Below are 19,747 nucleotides of genomic sequence, written 5' to 3'. Positions count from 1 at the left end.
CTTGCTTTTATCATTTCAACCGGGTCTGAAAAAAGTAAGCAAGGTTTTCAATTTTTTGGTATAATAGCAAAAGTGTAAAAAATAAAGAAGGAAGTACGTCATCATGGGAAAATGTCAGGTTATTTCGCATCCACTTATTCAGCATAAGCTATCAATCCTGCGTCGTCAGGATACCTCAACCAAGGATTTTAGAGAGCTGGTCAATGAAATTGCAATGCTTATGGGCTACGAGGTGTCTCGTGACTTGCCATTAGAGGATGTTGAGATTCAAACACCGGTTGCCAAGACGGTTCAAAAGCAGTTAGCAGGTAAAAAATTAGCAATTGTTCCGATTCTTAGAGCTGGTATTGGTATGGTGGATGGCTTTCTTAGCCTTGTGCCAGCTGCCAAGGTTGGTCACATCGGTATGTATCGTAACGAGGAGACCTTGGAGCCGGTTGAATATTTGGTGAAGCTGCCAGAGGATATTGATCAGCGCCAAATTTTTGTTGTTGATCCAATGCTTGCTACTGGCGGCTCTGCAATTCTTGCAGTGGATTCACTGAAAAAGCGTGGGGCTGCTAATATTAAGTTTGTGTGTCTGGTAGCAGCACCAGAAGGGGTTAAAAAGCTTCAGGAGGCTCACCCAGATGTTGACATTTATACAGCAGCCCTTGATGAAAGATTAAATGATCATGGCTACATTGTTCCTGGTCTTGGAGATGCTGGCGATCGCTTATTTGGTACCAAGTAAAAGGCTACAGGCTTTGGTTGTGCTAGGCTCTGCTTGCTAGAGGCTAGCCTGCTAAAGCTAATAAGACTTTCTAGTTTAGGCTGGAAGGTTTTTTAAAAGCAAGTTTATCATTTGACCTTTTTTGACCAAGAGATTATAATAAGGTCAATCATTATAAAAAGATGTGTTTGACTGATTGTCACTGCATGAGGCTGAGTGGCGTTAGACAGTCACGATAGATTGGAGATTTTTATGATTCCTGTAGTTATTGAACAAACCAGTCGTGGAGAGCGTTCTTATGACATTTATTCACGTCTGTTAAAGGACCGTATTATCATGCTGACTGGTCCAGTAGAGGATAATATGGCAAACTCTGTTATTGCGCAGCTCTTGTTTTTAGATGCCCAAGACAACACAAAAGACATTTACCTCTATGTGAATACCCCAGGAGGCTCTGTATCAGCTGGTCTAGCTATTGTGGATACGATGAACTTTATTAAGGCAGATGTGCAAACCATTGTTATGGGTATGGCTGCCTCTATGGGAACCGTTATTGCTTCATCAGGTGCAAAGGGCAAGCGCTTTATGCTTCCAAATGCAGAGTACATGATTCACCAGCCTATGGGAGGCACAGGTGGTGGTACACAGCAGACAGATATGGCCATTGCGGCTGAGCATTTATTAAAGACACGTCACCGCTTGGAAAAGATTTTGGCACAAAATGCCGGTAAAACGATCAAACAAATCCATAAGGACGCTGAGCGTGATTACTGGATGAGCGCAGAAGAGACCCTAGCCTATGGCTTTATTGATGAAATTATGGAAAATAATGAGCTAGCTTAGAGAGTCTAGTAAATAGCTTAAAAGCTTCTGAAGCTAACGCTTCAGGGGCTTTTTGCATGCTAAAGAGAGCTATCCCTCTTAAAATTATGGTATAATTAATCTATGCTAATCATAAATGAAGAATTGTTTGCCATTGAAAGGGCTATCTTGCAGCTGGTTCAGGATATTAGGACAAGCAGCCAGTATCAGACCTATGCCTTAGCTAAAAAGGCTTTTGAGGCAGATTTGGCCCTACAGACCGAGCTAGCCTTATTTGAAGAGCTTAAGCGGGATTATGAGCTTAAGCAGGGCCTGCTTGAGTCTTGTCCAGATGCTAGGGCTTTGCGTTGCCAGTTACTTCATCAAAAGCGCCAGCTTGATCTGCACCCATTGGTTGCTGAGCTGCGCTTGGCACAGGTTGATTTGCAGGAGGTTTTGGCGACGATTTCGACAGCTATTGCAGAGGCAGTGTCTGAGGATATTCTTGTCGACACAGGGCTTCCCTTGGCGACAAATAGACCTCGACATGAGCTTGGACCGTATCAAAATATTAAAGAAAAGAGTACCTAAATGTTTCAAAAACAGCAGAGAATTGGGCTGGTTATCTACTTGTATTACAATCGAGACGCTAGAAAATTGATGAAATATGGTGACCTGTACTACCATTCCAAGCGTTCTCGATACCTTATTATTTACATCAATAAAGAGGACATGGAAGAAAAGCTAAAGGACATTAGTCGACTAAAATTTGTCAAAGAGGTGAAGGCATCAGCCTTTGATGACATTGATTGCGATTTTGTTGGGAATTTACATCGTGAGCCTCTAGAGATTCAAGCCCAGCCTGATCAGGACTAAGTAGGCCTGCTCCTGTCTTGCATAGCATGTCGTAGCTCATCAATCGCCTAAAGCATGATTGATCAGCCTTGCTGGCTTGCTTAGATAAAGAAAATAAGGGCTGAGACGCCTGTCATTTGTCAAATCGTGGCATAGGCTTTGAGGTCTGAGACACAGCCTCAGATTGCCTGCTTTGAGAGGTGGCTTTTTATCCCTATCGTCTAAAAGGCAGCACAAAAAGGTTTTTTTCTGATCTGGCACTGCTCAATGAATTGGCAGTGCTTTTTCAGGCAAATTTTGGTAAAATAGAGGTAACGATAAACAAAGGAAATAAGATGACTAGAGGAAGATTAATAACGTTTGAAGGTCCAGACGGAGCGGGAAAAACAACGGTGCTGGAAAGACTGGTGCCACTCTTACAGGCAGCTCTGGGACAAACCATTGTAACAACGAGAGAGCCTGGAGGTGTTGCGATTGCTGAGAAGATTCGTCAGCTGATCTTAGATGTCAGTCACACGACCATGGACGATAAAACAGAGTTGCTGCTCTATATTGCAGCAAGAAGGCAGCATTTGGTTGAAAAGATCGTGCCAGCTCTTGAGGCAGGACACCTGGTTTTAGTGGATCGTTTTATTGATAGCTCAGTTGCTTATCAGGGTGCCGGAAGAGGGCTGGATAAACAAGCCATTCAATGGCTCAATCATTTTGCAACAGATGGTGTTGACCCTGATTTGACCCTGTATTTTGATGTACCCTCAGAGCTTGGATTGGCAAGGATTGCACAAAATACTGAGCGAGAGGTCAATCGTCTTGATCTTGAGCAGTTAGACCTGCACCAGCGTGTTCGTAAGGGCTATCTGGAGCTAGCTTTGGAAAATCCCCAGCGTATTGTCAAGATTGATGCATCACAGGACTTAGAAAGCGTTGTGGCAGCGGCTTTAGCTGCCATTATCACACACAGTCAAGCATAGCAGGAGGTTAGGAATGGATTTGGCTCAAAAGGCTCCTAGGGTCTATCAGGCCTTTCAAGAGATTTTGCAAAAAAAACGTCTAAATCATGCCTACCTCTTTTCAGGTGATTTTGCCAATTTTGACATGGCTCTTTTTTTAGCCAAGACTCTTTTTTGCGAACAAAAAAGAGGCAACGCTCCTTGTCATCACTGTCGTGCTTGTCAGCTGATTGAGCACAATGACTTTTCAGATGTTACCATCTTAGAGCCTGTTGGTCAGCTTATCAAGACTGATACCGTCAAAGAAATGATGACAAATTTTTCGCAGACCGGCTATGAGGGCAGGCGGCAGGTTTTTATCATTAAGGATTGTGATAAGATGCATGTCAATGCAGCTAACAGCATTTTAAAATATATAGAAGAGCCACAAGGGGATTGCTATATGTTTTTACTAACGAATGATGACAATCAGGTCCTACCAACGATCAAGAGCCGTACACAGGTTTTTCACTTTCCAAAAGATGAGCACTACCTCTCTGAGCTGGCCCAAAAAAAGGGGCTTTTGAAACATCAAGCAGACCTCTTAGCCAGATTAGCAGCCAATGCCCAGCAGCTTACCGCTTTTTCTGAAAACACCAGGATGTTGGAGCTGATGGCGCAGGCTGAGCGTTTTGTTTCCATCTGGTTTCAGGATAAGGAACAGGCTTATCTGGAACTTAATCGCTTGGTTCAGCTAGCAGAGGAAAAAGAGGAGCAGGACATGGCACTAACTCTTTTAACCTTAATCTTGGCGAAGGATTACAGTCGACAAAATGCTTTTACCTATCTGGAGGCTGTTTATCAGGCTAGACTCATGTGGCAAAGCAATGTCAGCTTTCAAAATACGTTAGAATATATGGTGATTTCATGATAAGTACGATTGGAATTAAATATTGTGACACCTGCTCTGTCAGGTATGTTCAAACCGATCAGGCCTTTCCTGTGCAAACCAAGCTTGTCATATCTGATGGCAAGGGCAGTCGATTGGCAATGGTCAATTCTCCGATAAAAAGCTTTTGTAAGGACGACCTGCCAAAGGATATGCCCTCTGTTTTGAGACCTGCCAATGACATGGACTACAAGGCTTACCAGCAAAACCTTCAGCTAGCAGTCCAGTCAAAGCAAAAAGTAGCAGAGATGATTGACAGAAATGGCTTAGACATGACCTTGGTTGACATTGTTTTCTCCCTTGAGAGACGTTATGTTTTGATTACCTTTACCGCTCAGGAGCGTGTTGATTTTCGCCAGCTCCTCAAGGATTTTGCTGCCTATTTTAAGACAAGGATTGAGCTGCGTCAGATTAATAGTCGTGAGGAGGCAAGGGTTTATGGAGGGCTGGGTCCCTGTGGTCGCCCACTATGCTGTTCAAGCTTTTTAGGAGAGTTTCCTCCAGTCTCAATCAAAATGCTAAAACATCAAGGGCTGTCCTTGCATTCGGCAAAGTCTCTGGGCTGCTGCGGTCGCTTGCTGTGCTGCCTACAATATGAGGACGATTTTTATCAAGAAAGTAAGAAAAAATTTCCTGATTATGGTACTATAGTAAGAACAGCGCAGGGACCAGGTGAGGTTGCAGGAATTGATCTTTTTACAGATACCATTCAGGTTCGCTTTAAGGACCAGCTGGCCTTGGTAACCTATGCTTTAGAGGAGGTTAAAGTTAGTGAATAAAAAAGAACTGTTTGACGCTTTTGATGGCTTTTCACAAAACCTGATGGTGACTTTAGCTGAAATTGAAGCAATGAAAAAGCAGGTCCAAGGACTCGTAGAGGAAAATACTATCCTTAGGCTTGAAAACACCAAATTACGTGAGCGCTTGAGTCAATTGGAGCACGAAAATCTGGCCAAGACCTCTTCTAAGCAGGGCAAGGACCACTTGGAGGGCATTTATGATGAGGGCTTTCATATCTGCAATTTTTTCTATGGGCAACGTCGTGAAAATGATGAAGAGTGTATGTTTTGTCGAGAGCTATTAGATAGAAAGTAGAGTCATGCAAATCCAAAAGAGCTTCAAGGAAGAAAAAGAGTCAGGGGTTCTCTATCTGGTGCCTACCCCTATTGGTAACCTAGAGGATATGACCTTTAGAGCGGTTAATGTTCTAAAAGAGGTGGATATTATCTGTGCAGAGGATACGAGAAATACTGGTCTGTTGCTCAAGCATTTTGGAATAAAGACAAAGCAGGTAAGTTTTCATGAGCATAATGCTTATGATAAAATTCCAGATTTGCTAGACCTGTTGTTGGCTGGAAGGTCATTAGCGCAGGTCTCCGATGCTGGTATGCCCTCTATTTCAGATCCTGGTCATGAGCTAGTTAGAGCAGCTATTGATCGAGACATTACTATTGTTGCGTTGCCGGGTGCTTCTGCGGGCATTACCGGTCTCATTGCTAGCGGCTTGGTGCCCCAGCCTCATCTGTTTTATGGCTTTTTGCCAAGAAAAGCTGGGCAGCAAAGGGCATTTTTGATGACTAAGACAGACTATCCGGAGACTCAAATCTTTTATGAATCTCCTTATCGTGTTAAGGATACGCTAACAAACCTGCTGGCCTGCTATGGGGATCGCCAGGTGGTGCTGGTGAGAGAGCTAACCAAGCTTTTTGAGGAATACCAGCGTGGTCAGATTTCAGAGGTCTTGACCTATCTAGCAGACCATCCACTCAAGGGTGAGTGTCTATTGATTGTGGCAGGTGCCAATCAAGCTGACGCATCAGAGCCTGCTGAGGATTTGGATCTGCTAGCACTTGTTCAACAGGCTATTGCTGCTGGCATGAAGCCTAATCAGGCGATCAAGACAGTCGCCAAAGATTATAAGGTGAATCGCCAAGAGCTCTATCAGCAATTTCATGGGCTTGGCTAGGCTGGTTTTAACCTAGACCAGTCACTTGGCTGAGAGAATCTCTAATAGGCTAAGTAAAGGAGAGGTACTCAAGCAAGGGCTAGTAGCTGTCTTTTGTACTTCTGAGAATTGTCATTAATGTAAGCAGATAGATTTGTCTGCACACTAAGAGAGCTAGTCAGTTCTCTTTTTTTGCCTCAACGTCAACTGTAGTGGGTTGACTGACAACTCGCACCTAGTGAGGACCAGACTGGTGCTTTCTTTGATGCTCTTAATAGCAATGAAAATCTTGCTTTTAACATTTTTAAGGTTTCTAAAGCCACAGGCTTGCCGCTTTATGACCTCCCTTAATGGTTACTTTTCAGTCTTAAACGAAAAAAATGCTCCCATTTAGGACGTTTCAACGACTGTTTAGGATATGGAGGAATGTTTTACAAAAAAGGGTTATACTAAATATGTCAAGGTTGCAACTGGACAACATCAATTTTTAGGGAGTATTTGCAATCAATACAATCATTTGACGTAATGGCTACAGAAATGCTTGCTAGCTTTGAAAGAGAAAAAAATAATTGGGCTGCCAATGTGTCAGGTGTGATTGGAGCAGGAAGTGCAGGCGCAGCACTTGGATTTCCAGTATGTGGAGTAGCTTGTGGATCTATTGGTGCAAAAACTGGAGTTACACTCTGGACTTGGGCTACTGGTGTCACAGGAGGCTTTTAGAAATGAGAAAAACAGAAAGATTCTGAGTTTGGAACCTTGTTTTAGGAGGATAATAGAAATGGAACATTATAGAGCATTAGCAATAAATGAAATGCAGGACATTTCAGGAGGAAATGCAGCAGGTAATGCTGTTATCGGGGGATTAGGAGGTCTCAAGACAGGAATTAAGTTTTGCAAAATACCTCATCCGGTGCTAAAAGGAGTATGTATAGCCGGCTTTACTGCTGGAGGAGCATACTTGGCATATAAGGCAAATTAGATGTTATTGATTACCTTTTCAGGTCTTTATGCTTTAATTTTTATCTATATACTGGTTGACAGTGCTAAGAGGGGCAAAGAAGGGTCTTCCTACTTTATTTTTTTAATTTTTTATTTCTTATCGACTACTATAAGCAATGTAAATCTTATATCCCTTGTGACCTTACTATGTTTTTTAGCTATTTATATAGAAAAAAGGTAAATTAAGTTTTGTATGATTCGTTTAGATACTTTTTCAACAGTTTAGGGAGTATTTGTAATTAATCAGAAATGCTGGCATGCTGAAGGTCGGCTATGGATAGGCACTGGAGGTGTAAGAGACATCGATGCTGGTACTTAAAAGTAGCTTGGTGTCAGATAGTGAGTGGCAGTGAGGGTTCATACCAAAATGGTCATTAAATAGTGATTGATAGCTGGTGAAGGCAATAAATAAGACCAAAATAATTCTTCTCATTCTACCAATAATTGCTTTTTTTATTCGGCTGGGTGATCTATTCTTGGTTGAGGGATAGCAAAGCCATTACCTTTACCTTATGGGCTCTTTGGGGGGTATCATATAAGGGAGTAAGCCTGGTTAAGAGAGTTTTAGTGCTTTAAAATTGTAAAATCAGATTATTTAATGTATACTAGAGGAAATAAGATGAATAAAGATGGAAGGTCAATACAATGATAATCAAAAAACTTTCAGTAATAGCTCTTACGAGTCTATCCTTAATCAGCCTATCAGCTTGTCGTCAACAGAATCAGGCTCTAGGTCAAAATGGCAGCGCTCAGAATCATAGGAAGGCAAGTGTTTCAGAGGACAAGGCCAAGGAGCTTGCCTTTAAGGACGCCTCAATCACAGCAGCTGACGCCCAAAGGCTCAAGCTGACGAAAGAAACAGACGATGGTAGAGTGGTCTATGATATTGAGTTTGACGCTAAGGATCAGGAGTACAGCTATACCATTGACGCTAATACCGGTGAGATCCTAGAAAAATCCTCTGAGCCAATCACTGAGGCTCCTGCTTCAGCTCAAGCAGCTGGTGGTCAGGCTGATAAAGCAGCTGGCATTTCAGAGGACAAGGCCAAGGAGCTTGCTTTTAAGGACGCCTCAATCACAGCAGCTGACGCTCAAAGGCTCAAGCTGACGAAAGAAACAGACGATGGTAGGTTAGTTTACGATATTGAGTTTGACGCCAAGGATCAGGAGTACAGCTATACTATTGACGCTAATAGTGGAGATATTTTAGAAAAGTCCTCTGAGCCTGTTTACGATTAAGAAGCTATCACCGCTTATGCGATAAAAGCCCACTCCTAAGCCCTTAAATGCTAAAAGGGCTTAGGTTTTTTGTTGCTCCTTGTTAGCTGATAAAGCTGGAGCTTGTTGGCAGCCATTTAGGCGCTTAGTCTATAGCCCGCCTTTGTTGCTGGTATTTGGCTGTGATAAGGGCTGTTTAGTTGAAATGATAGGCATTATCAGCTTAGGATTTGGTAGAGTGATACTTTTATGACTATAAGGATAGGCTATGGGCTGTAAATGTTGTATAATAGAATAGAAAGCGCTTGCTATGATTGAGAGGTCTTATCTCAGCAGCAATAGAATGGAGGACACATGGGAACTGAAACCTATATTATGGCTATTGATCAAGGCACAACGAGCTCTCGTGCCATTATTTTCAATAAGAAAGGAGAAGCGCTGGTTAGTAGTCAAAAGGAATTTCCACAGTTTTTTCCACAGGCTGGCTGGGTTGAGCATAACGCCAATCACATTTGGAATTCGGTGCAGTCTGTTATTGCAGACGCCTTTATAGAGTCTGGTATAAAGCCAGAGCAAATAGAAGCTATAGGCATTACCAACCAGCGTGAAACAACGGTAGTCTGGGATAAACAGACAGGTCTGCCCATCTATAATGCTATTGTGTGGCAGTCTAGACAAACAGCCTCCATTGCAGAGCAGCTAAAGCGTGACGGCTATACCAAAATGATCCATGAAAAAACAGGTCTGGTTATAGATGCTTATTTTTCTGCGACCAAGCTCAGATGGCTTCTTGATCATGTTCCGGGGGCTCAAGAGCGAGCTGAAAGGGGAGAATTATTATTTGGCACGATTGACACCTGGCTGGTTTGGAAGCTAACGGACGGGGCGGTACATGTGACGGATTATTCTAATGCAGCACGTACCATGCTATACAATATCAAAGAGCTAAAATGGGACGATGAGATATTGGCCTTGCTGAATATCCCTAAGGCCATGCTTCCTGAGGTCAGGTCTAATTCGGAAATTTATGGTAAAACGGCTCCTTTTCATTTTTACGGAGGAGAGGTAGCTATTGCTGGCATGGCGGGTGATCAGCAGGCCGCCCTATTTGGGCAGCTGGCCTTTGAGCCTGGTATGGTAAAAAATACCTATGGCACAGGCTCTTTTATCATCATGAATACTGGTCAAGAGGCTCAATTATCCAGCAGCAATCTGCTAACAACGATTGGATATGGTATTAATGGCAAGGTTTATTATGCCTTAGAAGGGTCTATCTTTATTGCCGGCTCTGCTGTGCAATGGCTGCGAGATGGCCTGCGAATGATAAAAACCTCTTTTGAGTCTGAACAGCTAGCCTTGGCTTCAACCAATGCTGATGAGGTGTATGTTGTACCAGCCTTTACAGGTCTTGGCGCTCCTTATTGGGATTCCAATGCACGCGGCTCGGTATTTGGCTTAACGCGTGGAACAACAAAAGAGGATTTTGTTAAGGCTACCCTACAGTCTATTGCTTATCAGGTCAGAGATGTGATTGATACCATGCAGGTGGATTCAGGGATCACCATCCAGCAATTACGTGTTGATGGTGGAGCGGCCATGAATAACATGCTCATGCAGTTTCAGGCAGATATTTTAGGGATTGATATTGCTCGTGCTGAAAATCTTGAAACCACAGCTCTAGGAGCAGCCTTTTTGGCCGGGCTTGCTGTAGGCTACTGGGAGGACATGGGGACGCTAAAGCAATTAAATGCCACAGGTCAGCTATTTAAAGCAAGCATGAGTAACTCCCGTCGAGAAAAGCTATATCAAGGCTGGAAAAGAGCTGTCAAAGCCACACAGTTTTTCACAGAGGAGCTGTAAGAATCAGGCCTTTTAAGGAAACAGAGTCCCCTAGCTAGGTCTAGTTTTGAACACTAGACTGTGTGATACTTGGTCTTTTATATCCTAGGAGTGACTTTTATAATGATAGTGTAGACGGTAAACAGCGTCGTGCTGTTCAATGACTGGTAACAGACTAATTTAACGGAGGTTAAGATGAAATTTTTCTTAGACACAGCAAATGTAGAGGCAATTCGTGCGATTAATGAGCTTGGTGTTGTGGACGGTGTTACCACAAATCCTAGCATTATTTCACGTGAGGGTCGTGATTTTGAGACAGTTATCAAAGAAATCTGTGAGATTGTTGATGGCCCGATCAGTGCCGAGGTAACTGGATTAACCGCAGAGGAAATGATTGCAGAGGCTAGGAGCATTGCCAAGTGGCATGACAATGTGGTCGTGAAAATTCCGATGACGACAGAGGGCTTAAAAGCAACTAATGTCTTATCACAAGAAGGCATCAAAACGAATGTGACGCTTATTTTTACAGTTAGTCAGGGACTAATGGCGATGAAGGCTGGTGCGACCTATATCAGTCCATTTATCGGGCGCTTAGAGGATATTGGTGCAGACCCTTATCAGCTCATTAGTGACTTGCGTGGGATCATTGATTTGTATGGCTTCCAAGCAGAAATCATCGCAGCTAGCATTCGGACAGCTGCTCATGTTGAAGCTGTTGCACAGCTAGGGGCACACATTGCAACCATTCCAGATCCATTGTTTGCCAAGATGACTGAGCACCCATTGACAACAAATGGCTTAAAGACCTTTATGGAGGATTGGGCTTCCTTTAAGCAATAGGCTAAGAGCATAGAGCTCTCCTTATGTTCTAATGTGGCTATAGCAGTGAGTTTGGAACCAGCTATTTGTAGGTGGCAGGATCAGCTGGTGCTTTGCTGTTGCGCTAGAATTAACAGGCAGCTGGCGCTTACTGTAGCCAAAGGGAGGTACCAAAGAGGAATGCTTGCTTAGCTGGCAACAGCTAGGCTTGCTTTTTCTTATGAGCATAGGTGCCCTGGCTAGGACAGCTGTCAATCCCAAAAAGCTAGGAACAGCAATGCTTGTGGCTGGATAAGAATTTAAGGACTTTATAGGATTTTGTTAAAAATCAGTTTACTTTTATGTTACAATAGACAATGGAAAACGTTTAATTTTTAGTTGTAATACACAGAGAGGTTTTACTTATGACATTTGATGCAATTGATCAGCTGGCAGTCAATACTGTTCGTACTCTATCAATGGACGCTATTCAAGCAGCAAATTCTGGGCACCCAGGTTTGCCGATGGGGGCAGCGCCAATGGCTTATGTGCTATGGAACCATTTTATGACAGTCAATCCAAAGACAAGCCGCCGTTGGTCAAATAGAGACCGCTTTATCCTATCAGCAGGTCATGGTAGTGCCATGCTTTACAGCCTATTGCACCTAGCAGGCTATGATGTGTCTGTTGAGGATCTGAAGAACTTCCGTCAATGGGGCTCTAAAACACCAGGTCACCCAGAGGTCAATCACACAGATGGTGTTGAGGCAACCACAGGGCCTTTAGGACAAGGAATTGCCAATGCAGTTGGTATGGCTATGGCAGAAGCACACTTAGCAGCTAAGTTCAATAAGCCTGGCTTTGATATTGTAGACCACTATACCTATGCTCTAAATGGTGACGGAGACCTTATGGAGGGTGTCAGTCAGGAGGCAGCCAGTCTGGCCGGTCACTTGAAGCTTGGTAAGCTTGTCTTGCTATATGATTCAAACGATATTTCGCTTGATGGACCAACCTCAATGGCCTTCACAGAAGATGTCAAGGGACGTTTTGAAGCTTACGGCTGGCAGCATATCCTCGTTAAGGATGGTAACGACCTAGAAGCTATTGCTAAAGCTATCGAGGAAGCTAAGGCAGAGACTGAAAAGCCAACCATTATTGAAGTAAAGACAATCATTGGCTTTGGTGCTGAAAAGCAAGGGACTTCAGCTGTTCATGGGGCTCCGCTTGGTGCAGAAGGCATTGCCTTTGCTAAGAAATCTTATCAATGGACCCATGCTGATTTTGAGGTGCCGCAAGAGGTGACTGAGCGCTTTAGACAAGGCCTTCAGGCGCGTGGTGAGCAGGCTGAGCAGGCATGGAATGACCTATTTGCAGCCTATGAAGCAGCATACCCTGAGTTAGCAGCCGAATACAAAAAAGCCTTTGCTAATGAGGCAGCAGAGGTTGACCTGCAAGCTCATGAGCTTGGCACAGCAGTAGCCAGTCGTGTTTCCAGTCAGCAGGCTATCCAACAAATCTCTGAGCAGGTGCCAGCCTTCTGGGGAGGCTCAGCTGATCTTTCTGCCTCTAACAATACCATGGTTAAGGCTGAGACAGACTTCCAGCCAGGTCATTATGCTGGTCGTAACATCTGGTTTGGTGTTCGCGAGTTTGCAATGGCAGCAGCGATGAACGGTATTGCCCTTCATGGTGGAACACGTGTTTATGGCGGAACCTTCTTTGTCTTTTCAAACTACCTATTGCCAGCGGTTCGTATGGCAGCCTTGCAGCAGCTACCAACGGTTTATGTCATGACACATGATTCTATCGCGGTTGGTGAAGATGGTCCGACCCATGAGCCAATCGAGCAGCTAGCTAGTGTTCGATCAATGCCAAATCTGAACGTTATTCGTCCAGCTGACGGCAATGAAACAAACGCTGCTTGGAAGCGTGCGATCGCTGAAACAGACCGTCCGACAATGCTTGTCTTAACACGTCAAAACCTTCCTGTACTTGAAGGCACTAAGGAATTGGCAGAAGATGGTCTTAATAAGGGAGCTTATATCCTGTCAGAAGCAAAGGGTGACCTTGATGGGATCATCATTGCAACCGGTTCTGAAGTGAAGCTAGCAATGGAGACTCAAGCTGCTCTTGCAGCAGATGGTATCCATGTGCGTGTGGTATCAATGCCATCACAAAATATCTTTGATGAGCAGACAGACAGCTATAAGGAAGCCATCTTGCCAGCGGCAGTGACAAAACGTCTAGCGATTGAAGCAGGCTCAAGCTTTGGCTGGGCAAAATACGTTGGCCTTGCAGGCAAAACACTGACCATTGATACATGGGGAGCTTCTGCACCGGGCAATCGTATCTTTGAAGAATACGGCTTTACAGTAGAGCATGCTACTGAATTGTACAAATCCTTATAATCATTATTAGGCTAGACGAGGTGCTTGGTTAGCTACTTAGCTCTGGCATTAATCAATAAACAAAAACGCATGAAGTCTCCTAGAAGGTTGGCTTCATGCGTTTTTTGGGGTTTAGGATTTAGACTAGCTTTTTTTTAAAATAGATAGCTAGAAGTGGTATTAGCTGCTATGAGCTATGCCACAGGTATAGCTAGTTTAGTCTTTCTTTTCCTTTAGCGTTAGCAGGCCTGCACTAGCAATGACGCTAAGGGCTGCAAGGGTAAGGAAAGGATAGCTTGTCTCCCCTGTTGCTGGCAGGGTTGCCTGTTTAGCTGCTTTGTTTGGTGCTGATTGAGGTGCTGGTGCTTTAGGGCTGGCTAATTGCTGCTCTGAAGCCTTTGGAGCTTTTGGATCAGGAGTTTTTTCAGGAGTTTTTTCAGGAGTTTTTTCAGGAGCTTTTGGTACTGATGGTTTGGTATCCTTGTCTTGGTCACCCTTATGCTCATGCTTGTTGTGCTGTTCACTTGGCATACCTTGCTGACCACTGTCACCTTTATCACCTTGCTTTCCTTGAGGCCCTTGTGGTCCGGTCTCGCCTTTGTCACCACGTGGTCCTTGAGGTCCAGCTGGTCCGCGTTCTCCCGCAGGCCCTTGCTTTCCAGCTTCACCAGTGTCGCCCTTAGGTCCAGGTTCTCCTTTAGGTCCAGGTTCTCCTTGCTTTCCTTGAGGCCCCGCAGGCCCACGCTCTCCCGCCGGTCCTTGTTTTCCAGTTTCTCCAGTGTCGCCCTTAGGTCCAGTCTCCCCTTTAGGTCCTGGTTCTCCTTGTTTTCCTTGAGGCCCTTGTTGTCCGGTCTCGCCTTTGTCACCACGTGGTCCTTGAGGTCCAGCAGGCCCACGCTCTCCCGCCGGTCCTTGTTTTCCAGTTTCTCCAGTGTCGCCCTTAGGTCCAGTCTCCCCTTTAGGTCCAGGTTCTCCTTGCTTTCCTTGAGGCCCTTGTTGTCCGGTCTCACCTTTATCTCCACGTGGTCCTTGAGGTCCAGCTGGTCCGCGTTCTCCTGCAGGCCCTTGCTTTCCAGCTTCACCAGTGTCGCCCTTAGGTCCAGTCTCCCCTTTGTCACCACGTGGCCCTTGAGGTCCAGGTTCCCCTTTAGGTCCTGGTTTAGTCAATTCAGAATTTACTTCTCCAAGGTAATCCTTAAAGTATTGTTCTAGTTGATTTAAGTATTTTTTGATAGAACCTGTGGTATAGACGTTACTAATGCCACTTTGAATTTGAAGAGTTTTGTTAACTTCGGGAAATTCTTCTAGCAGCTGCTTAAGTTTTGATATATTCCGTTCCTCTGCGTGAGCGGTTGTTCCTAGTCCCGTAGCTGACGCCATAAGCACAATTGCTGCGGTGCAAATGCCATATCTGTAGACGGCTTTTTTCTGTTTGTTAATCATTTCTCTCTCCTTTGATAATAGAAATATGAAGTACTCCTAAATGCTCTTTTCCAAGGCTCATTGTAACATGATGGTTGATGGCGAGAAATGGCTGCTGGCTAGTTTGTCTCCGTAGTTTCGTTTTTTTTTTTTAATGAAAAGGACAATGGTCTGATTTTGTTACTGTTAGCTAAAGCTAAGGGTCAGAATTGGCTGCCCTTATTGCCTTAAAAAGGGAATAAAAGTAAGCGTCATCATCGTTGCTCTATCTGCCTTTGTGAGGAGAGACAAATATGGCGATAGGATATTGACAAAACCTCTAATAAAGATTATGATTTAAGTATTAAACAGTTGTATTAGCGTAAACGTACAAATTAGAGGGAGGCCCTATGGAAAAGGAACAGCAGCGCTTATACGATGTCATCAAACAGGCCTACGATTATCCAGAAAATCGTGCTAATACCCATTTAGCCAGATTATTGCTGTCAGCTTCTAATCAATTAATTAAAAACAGTAATCCACTGACGATTGCAGAGCAGCTAAATCAAGCCCTTGATGATTATTTACTTGCTAATGATTTGTTGTTGCCTAAGTCCTTGTGTGGCTTTAAGCAATCGCTTGACGCTTATTTGTTGGAAAAAGGCTGACCAGCAATGAGTGGCTGGTCTAGGATAGGAAAGCTAGGAGAGAGTTATGATAGAATTTAGACATGTTTCAAAGCTATACGGTGACAAGGAGGCCTTGAGTGATATGAGCCTCACGATTAAGGATGGTGAAATCTTTGGTCTCATTGGTCACAATGGGGCTGGCAAGACGACAACGATCAGTATCCTGACCTCTATTATCGAAGCGAGCTATGGCGAGGTCTTGGTCAATGGTCAGCTGCTAAGTGAGCATCGTGACGCCATCAAAAAGCAAATCGGCTATGTACCTGATTCACCGGACATTTTCTTAAACCTGACAGCCTATGAATATTGGCAGTTTCTTGCTAAGATTTATGGGGTCAGCGAGGAAGATACAAAAGCTCGGATTGAGGAGCTGACGCAATTGTTTGAGCTGACGCAGGAGATGCACAACACGATTGATAACTTCTCACATGGTATGCGTCAAAAGGTCATTGTGATTGGTGCCTTGATCTCCAATCCTAGTATCTGGATCCTTGATGAGCCCTTGACTGGACTGGACCCTCAGGCTTCATTTGACCTAAAGGAAATGATGAAAGAGCACGCTGCCTCTGGTAATACGGTCCTTTTTTCAACGCATGTCTTGTCGGTTGCTGAGCAGCTGTGTGACCGGATTGGGATTTTGAAAAAGGGAAAATTGATTTTTGTTGGGACAGTTGAGCAGCTAAAGGCTGATTATCCTGATAAGGATCTGGAGACTATTTACCTTGAATTGGCAGGACGTCAAGCACAGGAGGCATAATGGTATGAATTGGTCAACTATTTGGGAATTAATCAAGATTAATATCCTTTATTCCAATCCCCAGTCCCTGACAGCCTTAAAGAAAAAGCAAGAAAAGGCACCTAAAGAGAACTTCAAGGCCTATAAGAGCATGATTAGACAGCAAGCCTTGATGATTGCTCTGTTTTTAGTCATTTACATCTTTATGTTTATGGGCGTTGATTTTAGTCAATATCCGGGACTGTTGTCACTTTATATTGCCATTTTCTTTGTCATGGCAACTGTCAATGCCTTTACGGCAATGTATGCAGTCTTTTATGAGAGTAATGACGTTAAGCTCTATGTTCATTTGCCCATAAGGTCTGAGGAGCTTTTTATTGCTAAGCTGATTTCCTCTTTAGGTATGGGGTCAATATTTTTAATGCCCCTGCTAAGTCTTTTCATGATTGCCTATTGGCAGATTATTGGAAACGCCTTGGCGTTTGTGCTGGCACTTATCCTGTTTGTGGTGCTATTTGTCAGCTCGATTGTTTTTGCTCTGTACTTCAATGCTTGGATTGGCAGGCTTATTCTTAGAAGCAGTAAGCGCAAGCTGATTTCAGCGATGTTGATGTTTGTTTCGACCTTTGGTGCTCTGGGCTTGATTGTATTTCTCAATATGACTAACAATCAGCGAATGATGGCTGGTCAAGCCTTTTCAGATCGCCCTTTGATTCCTTATTTTAGGGGCAGCTATGATGTTGTTGTGGCGCCGTTTTCTGGTCAGGCCCTGCTTAATTTTTGGCTTCCCTTACTTTTGGTCATGCTGATGCTGTATGGTCTTGTTAGACGAATCATGCCGGCTTATTACAGAGAGACTCTCTATGTTGGTGGAAATGCTAAAAAAGCAGCAGTGGCGCGTAAGGCAGCTGCAGCTGATCGTCAGCAAAGCCTACAGCGATTGTTGATAAAGCACCATCTTGCAACACTGCAAAATGCGACGCTATTGACACAGACTTATCTGATGCCTTTGATTTATGTGATGATCTTTATCACTCCTAGTGTGACAAGCGGTGCACAATTTTCAAGCTACATTACCTATGAGTACTTTGGTATTGCGCTTCTCGTGGGGGTGCTCTTGGGAAGTGTGTGTACTGTGCCGACCAGCTTTGTTGGTGTTGGGATCTCTCTTGAAAAGGAAAATTTCACCTTTATTAAGACCCTACCCATTAGCTTAAAGGGCTTTTTGCTTAACAAATTTCGCTTGCTGATAGGTCTGCAAATCCTTGCTCCACTGGTGGTTTATGCCTTTATTGGGTTGTTTGTATTAGGCTTTCACCCCGTTATTGTCCTATTCTTTTCATTAGGCTTTGTCTTGATGGGAATCATACAAGGGCAATTGATGTTTAGGCGTGATTATCGCATGCTAGATCTGAAATGGCAGGACGTCACTCAGCTTTTCACTCGAGGAAATAGCCAATGGTTTATGCTTGGGCTGATGTTTGGCGACTTAATTATTGGTGGCTTTTTGATTGTTTTAGCAATTATGTGTGCTACCATTAGTCAGCAGCCTCTTCTTGTGAGCATTGCTGTGAGCCTTATTCTTCTTAGCTGCTTGCTCTTTGCTCAGCTCTGGCTTCAAAGAAGCTTTTGGAAAAGCCTGAATAAGATGTAAATAGCACTGAGCAGTCCTCTGGATTGTTCAAAGGAAAGCTAAGGTGTGATACAAGCTTGTTTCTAGCTTAGATAGGGAGAAGGAATGTGGCAGCTATGTTTGAAAATCTGGAGCAGCTATTGAAACAGAAAAGCAAAAAGCTTTAGCAAGCTAGCAGTGCCCTGTCGTAGCAGCTTGTGGAACATCAAGTTCAAGCTCCTAAAGCTGTTAGTGATGTTGCTCAGCAAATAGCTTTGGGAGCCTCACGAAAAAGCTAACTCAGCTTTAGTAGCTATTAGCTTTAGGTCAACAGTAATGCGCCAAATCATTTTCAAAAAGGGCTTCCATGACGTTTTGGCTGGAGTGACATTCTGATAACCAATCACAAGCATGCTAGCTTTATCCCGTCTTGATGACAGTTTCAAATACTGCTAATTTAGGCTAGCTTTTTCCAAGAAGCTAGCCTAAATGTTTTAATCATACCCACCCGTCAAACGGGTGGGCATGATTTGTCACGCACCTTACGGAGCGTGACGGACTAAAAGTCACATAACTAAAAGATCAAGGTACAGGTCCTTGATCTTTTGTTTGTTTTCAGTTAACTGACTAGCTATTTTACCCATATATGGAAAGCATCATCACTGACTTGTTTGTCAAAGATAACTTGATGGTCACTGATATGGTATCCGATTAATTTATGACCAGCTAATATTAACAGGGTATTCTCGTCGATTTGTTTGATGTCTTTTAAGTAGTCACTTTCAATGGATAAACCAAATTGAGATAAGTCAATAAAAGTAGACGTTTTATCATTGAGGTAAAACAGGCTAAACCCAATTTTTCCAGTTTCATTTTTTTCATGCTCGATTGCCAATGTATCGTGACCCAAATCAAAAATGTTGACTGGAGCAATCTCGGTGAGATCGAAAAAATGTTTTTGACCTGATTGCATATCATAATGGAAAACCTGTCCTAAAACGGTTCTCTCCTTGGTAGCATTGTTTCGATAGCCGCTTGAGACGGTATAGAGCTGTTTTTCTTTGACAATGCTATCATGGAAAAAGTAAGTGGATTCAGGCTGTTCATAGAGCAGCTCTTTATTTTTCAGAGCTAATTTCCCATTTTTGATAGATAGCGTATATAGGTAGGTTGGGTAGTTATCCTTGGTTTTCACATCTGTTCCTAAGAGGTAAATGTCATCTCCATCAACTGAAAAATCGCTAGCAATGATAGAATCCTCAAAGATATGCTTATCAATTTCTTTGAGCTTAGGATCAAAAACAGCAATAAAACTATCGTCGGTATTTGCTGTAGAAGTGAAATAATAATCTGGTGATACTCCGGAGGAAGTAAAGGCATAATCAGCTGTTGGGTGATACGTCACCTTGCCTTTTTGAAAATCAAGAGCGATAAGTCTTCCTATTGCCCCTAAAGGAGGCCCCTCTTCGGAAAAGACCAGATAACGATTTGAAAGCTCTGCTCGTTTAACCACTTGATTGATCTGACCTTTGACCACTTCGAGCTTAGCGTCAGAAATTTTTTGCGGCTGCTCATTTGTCAATTGATAACCTTCAATATTGTGGTAACCGACTATATAGAAATCTGCGTCTGGCCTTACGGTAAATGATTGGTCTGACGAACCGAATCGTTTTTGAGCGACGAAAAATATACCACAAAAGACAATTAAAAATGACATAGCTATCTTGCTTCTTTTTGATAGTTTAACCATAGTGATTTATTCCTATAACTAATTAATTGCTTTAGATGACTGACAGGCTCTGTCGTCCTAAGCACCCCAAACTAATTGAGAACAATTAAGTCTTGGTATTCCAAAAATTTAAATGATACGGTTT

At 43.4% G+C, this 19,747-nt stretch carries 20 protein-coding genes; 18 read left to right on the top strand and 2 right to left on the bottom strand.

The window, feature by feature from the left end; all coding sequences use genetic code 11:
- Positions 1–103 precede the first annotated feature (103 nt).
- From upp to tkt, 15 genes are all read left to right on the top strand, one after another.
- Positions 104–733 carry a uracil phosphoribosyltransferase gene (gene upp, locus I2432_RS08315; protein ID WP_206158727.1) on the top strand — a complete coding sequence of 210 codons (630 nt, stop codon included), beginning with the start codon at positions 104–106 and terminating at the stop codon, positions 731–733.
- A gap of 231 nt (positions 734–964) precedes the next feature.
- On the top strand, positions 965–1,555 hold the full coding sequence (locus I2432_RS08310) for an ATP-dependent Clp protease proteolytic subunit (protein WP_012677455.1): 591 nt from the start codon (positions 965–967) through the stop codon (positions 1,553–1,555).
- A gap of 102 nt (positions 1,556–1,657) precedes the next feature.
- Complete coding sequence (locus I2432_RS08305; protein ID WP_037579848.1) at positions 1,658–2,104, top strand: YlbF/YmcA family competence regulator; 447 nt, start codon at positions 1,658–1,660, stop codon at positions 2,102–2,104.
- On the top strand, positions 2,105–2,389 hold the full coding sequence (locus I2432_RS08300; protein ID WP_043053379.1) for a YlbG family protein: 285 nt from the start codon (positions 2,105–2,107) through the stop codon (positions 2,387–2,389).
- Between the two features lie 314 nt (positions 2,390–2,703).
- A complete protein-coding gene (tmk, locus tag I2432_RS08295; RefSeq protein ID WP_111678859.1) occupies positions 2,704–3,339 on the top strand; it encodes a dTMP kinase in 636 nt (211 codons plus the stop codon).
- 13 nt (positions 3,340–3,352) lie between these two features.
- A complete protein-coding gene (locus I2432_RS08290) occupies positions 3,353–4,228 on the top strand; it encodes a DNA polymerase III subunit delta' (RefSeq protein ID WP_111678453.1) in 876 nt (291 codons plus the stop codon).
- Complete coding sequence (ricT, locus tag I2432_RS08285) at positions 4,225–5,025, top strand: regulatory iron-sulfur-containing complex subunit RicT (protein ID WP_206158726.1); 801 nt, start codon at positions 4,225–4,227, stop codon at positions 5,023–5,025. The genes I2432_RS08290 and ricT overlap by 4 nt, the downstream gene beginning before the upstream one ends.
- On the top strand, positions 5,018–5,341 hold the full coding sequence (gene yabA / locus I2432_RS08280; RefSeq protein ID WP_012680029.1) for a DNA replication initiation control protein YabA: 324 nt from the start codon (positions 5,018–5,020) through the stop codon (positions 5,339–5,341). The genes ricT and yabA overlap by 8 nt, the downstream gene beginning before the upstream one ends.
- A gap of 4 nt (positions 5,342–5,345) precedes the next feature.
- Positions 5,346–6,212 carry a 16S rRNA (cytidine(1402)-2'-O)-methyltransferase gene (gene rsmI / locus I2432_RS08275; RefSeq protein WP_111678449.1) on the top strand — a complete coding sequence of 289 codons (867 nt, stop codon included), beginning with the start codon at positions 5,346–5,348 and terminating at the stop codon, positions 6,210–6,212.
- A gap of 504 nt (positions 6,213–6,716) precedes the next feature.
- On the top strand, positions 6,717–6,911 hold the full coding sequence (locus tag I2432_RS08270; RefSeq protein WP_111678447.1) for a bacteriocin: 195 nt from the start codon (positions 6,717–6,719) through the stop codon (positions 6,909–6,911).
- A 58-nt stretch (positions 6,912–6,969) separates the two neighbouring features.
- Positions 6,970–7,170 carry a bacteriocin gene (locus I2432_RS08265; RefSeq protein WP_043041044.1) on the top strand — a complete coding sequence of 67 codons (201 nt, stop codon included), beginning with the start codon at positions 6,970–6,972 and terminating at the stop codon, positions 7,168–7,170.
- Positions 7,171–7,835: 665 nt separating this feature from the next.
- Complete coding sequence (locus I2432_RS08260; protein WP_111678445.1) at positions 7,836–8,429, top strand: PepSY domain-containing protein; 594 nt, start codon at positions 7,836–7,838, stop codon at positions 8,427–8,429.
- A 333-nt stretch (positions 8,430–8,762) separates the two neighbouring features.
- Positions 8,763–10,268, top strand: a complete 1,506-nt coding sequence (gene glpK / locus I2432_RS08255; protein WP_111678443.1) for a glycerol kinase GlpK — start codon at positions 8,763–8,765, stop codon at positions 10,266–10,268.
- 174 nt (positions 10,269–10,442) lie between these two features.
- Entirely contained in the window at positions 10,443–11,087 is a 645-nt protein-coding gene (gene fsa / locus I2432_RS08250; protein ID WP_012677466.1) for a fructose-6-phosphate aldolase, read from the top strand.
- Between the two features lie 383 nt (positions 11,088–11,470).
- Entirely contained in the window at positions 11,471–13,456 is a 1,986-nt protein-coding gene (gene tkt / locus I2432_RS08245) for a transketolase (protein WP_111678441.1), read from the top strand.
- A gap of 195 nt (positions 13,457–13,651) precedes the next feature.
- Here tkt and I2432_RS08240 read toward each other — a convergent pair whose 3' ends face one another.
- Complete coding sequence (locus I2432_RS08240) at positions 13,652–14,878, bottom strand: LPXTG cell wall anchor domain-containing protein (protein ID WP_206152400.1); 1,227 nt, start codon at positions 14,876–14,878, stop codon at positions 13,652–13,654.
- 368 nt (positions 14,879–15,246) lie between these two features.
- On the opposite strand from I2432_RS08240, the gene I2432_RS08235 reads away from it, so the two are divergent.
- The 3 genes from I2432_RS08235 to I2432_RS08225 are packed head-to-tail and all read left to right on the top strand — an operon-like array spanning position 15,247 to position 17,915.
- Positions 15,247–15,504: a bacteriocin immunity protein gene (locus I2432_RS08235; RefSeq protein WP_111678437.1), complete on the top strand. Its 258-nt coding sequence runs from the start codon at positions 15,247–15,249 to the stop codon at positions 15,502–15,504.
- Positions 15,505–15,550: 46 nt separating this feature from the next.
- Positions 15,551–16,282: an ABC transporter ATP-binding protein gene (locus tag I2432_RS08230; RefSeq protein ID WP_111678436.1), complete on the top strand. Its 732-nt coding sequence runs from the start codon at positions 15,551–15,553 to the stop codon at positions 16,280–16,282.
- Between the two features lie 4 nt (positions 16,283–16,286).
- Entirely contained in the window at positions 16,287–17,915 is a 1,629-nt protein-coding gene (locus I2432_RS08225) for an ABC transporter permease (RefSeq protein WP_111678434.1), read from the top strand.
- A 589-nt stretch (positions 17,916–18,504) separates the two neighbouring features.
- Here I2432_RS08225 and I2432_RS08220 read toward each other — a convergent pair.
- Positions 18,505–19,590: a hypothetical protein gene (locus I2432_RS08220; RefSeq protein ID WP_249093184.1), complete on the bottom strand. Its 1,086-nt coding sequence runs from the start codon at positions 19,588–19,590 to the stop codon at positions 18,505–18,507.
- Between the last annotated feature and the right edge of the window lie 157 nt (positions 19,591–19,747).

Source organism: Streptococcus equi subsp. zooepidemicus (assembly GCF_015689395.1).
Classification (GTDB): domain Bacteria; phylum Bacillota; class Bacilli; order Lactobacillales; family Streptococcaceae; genus Streptococcus; species Streptococcus equi.
The sequence above is the reverse complement of the archived record's forward strand: the minus strand, read 5'-3'. Positions and strand labels throughout refer to the sequence as shown.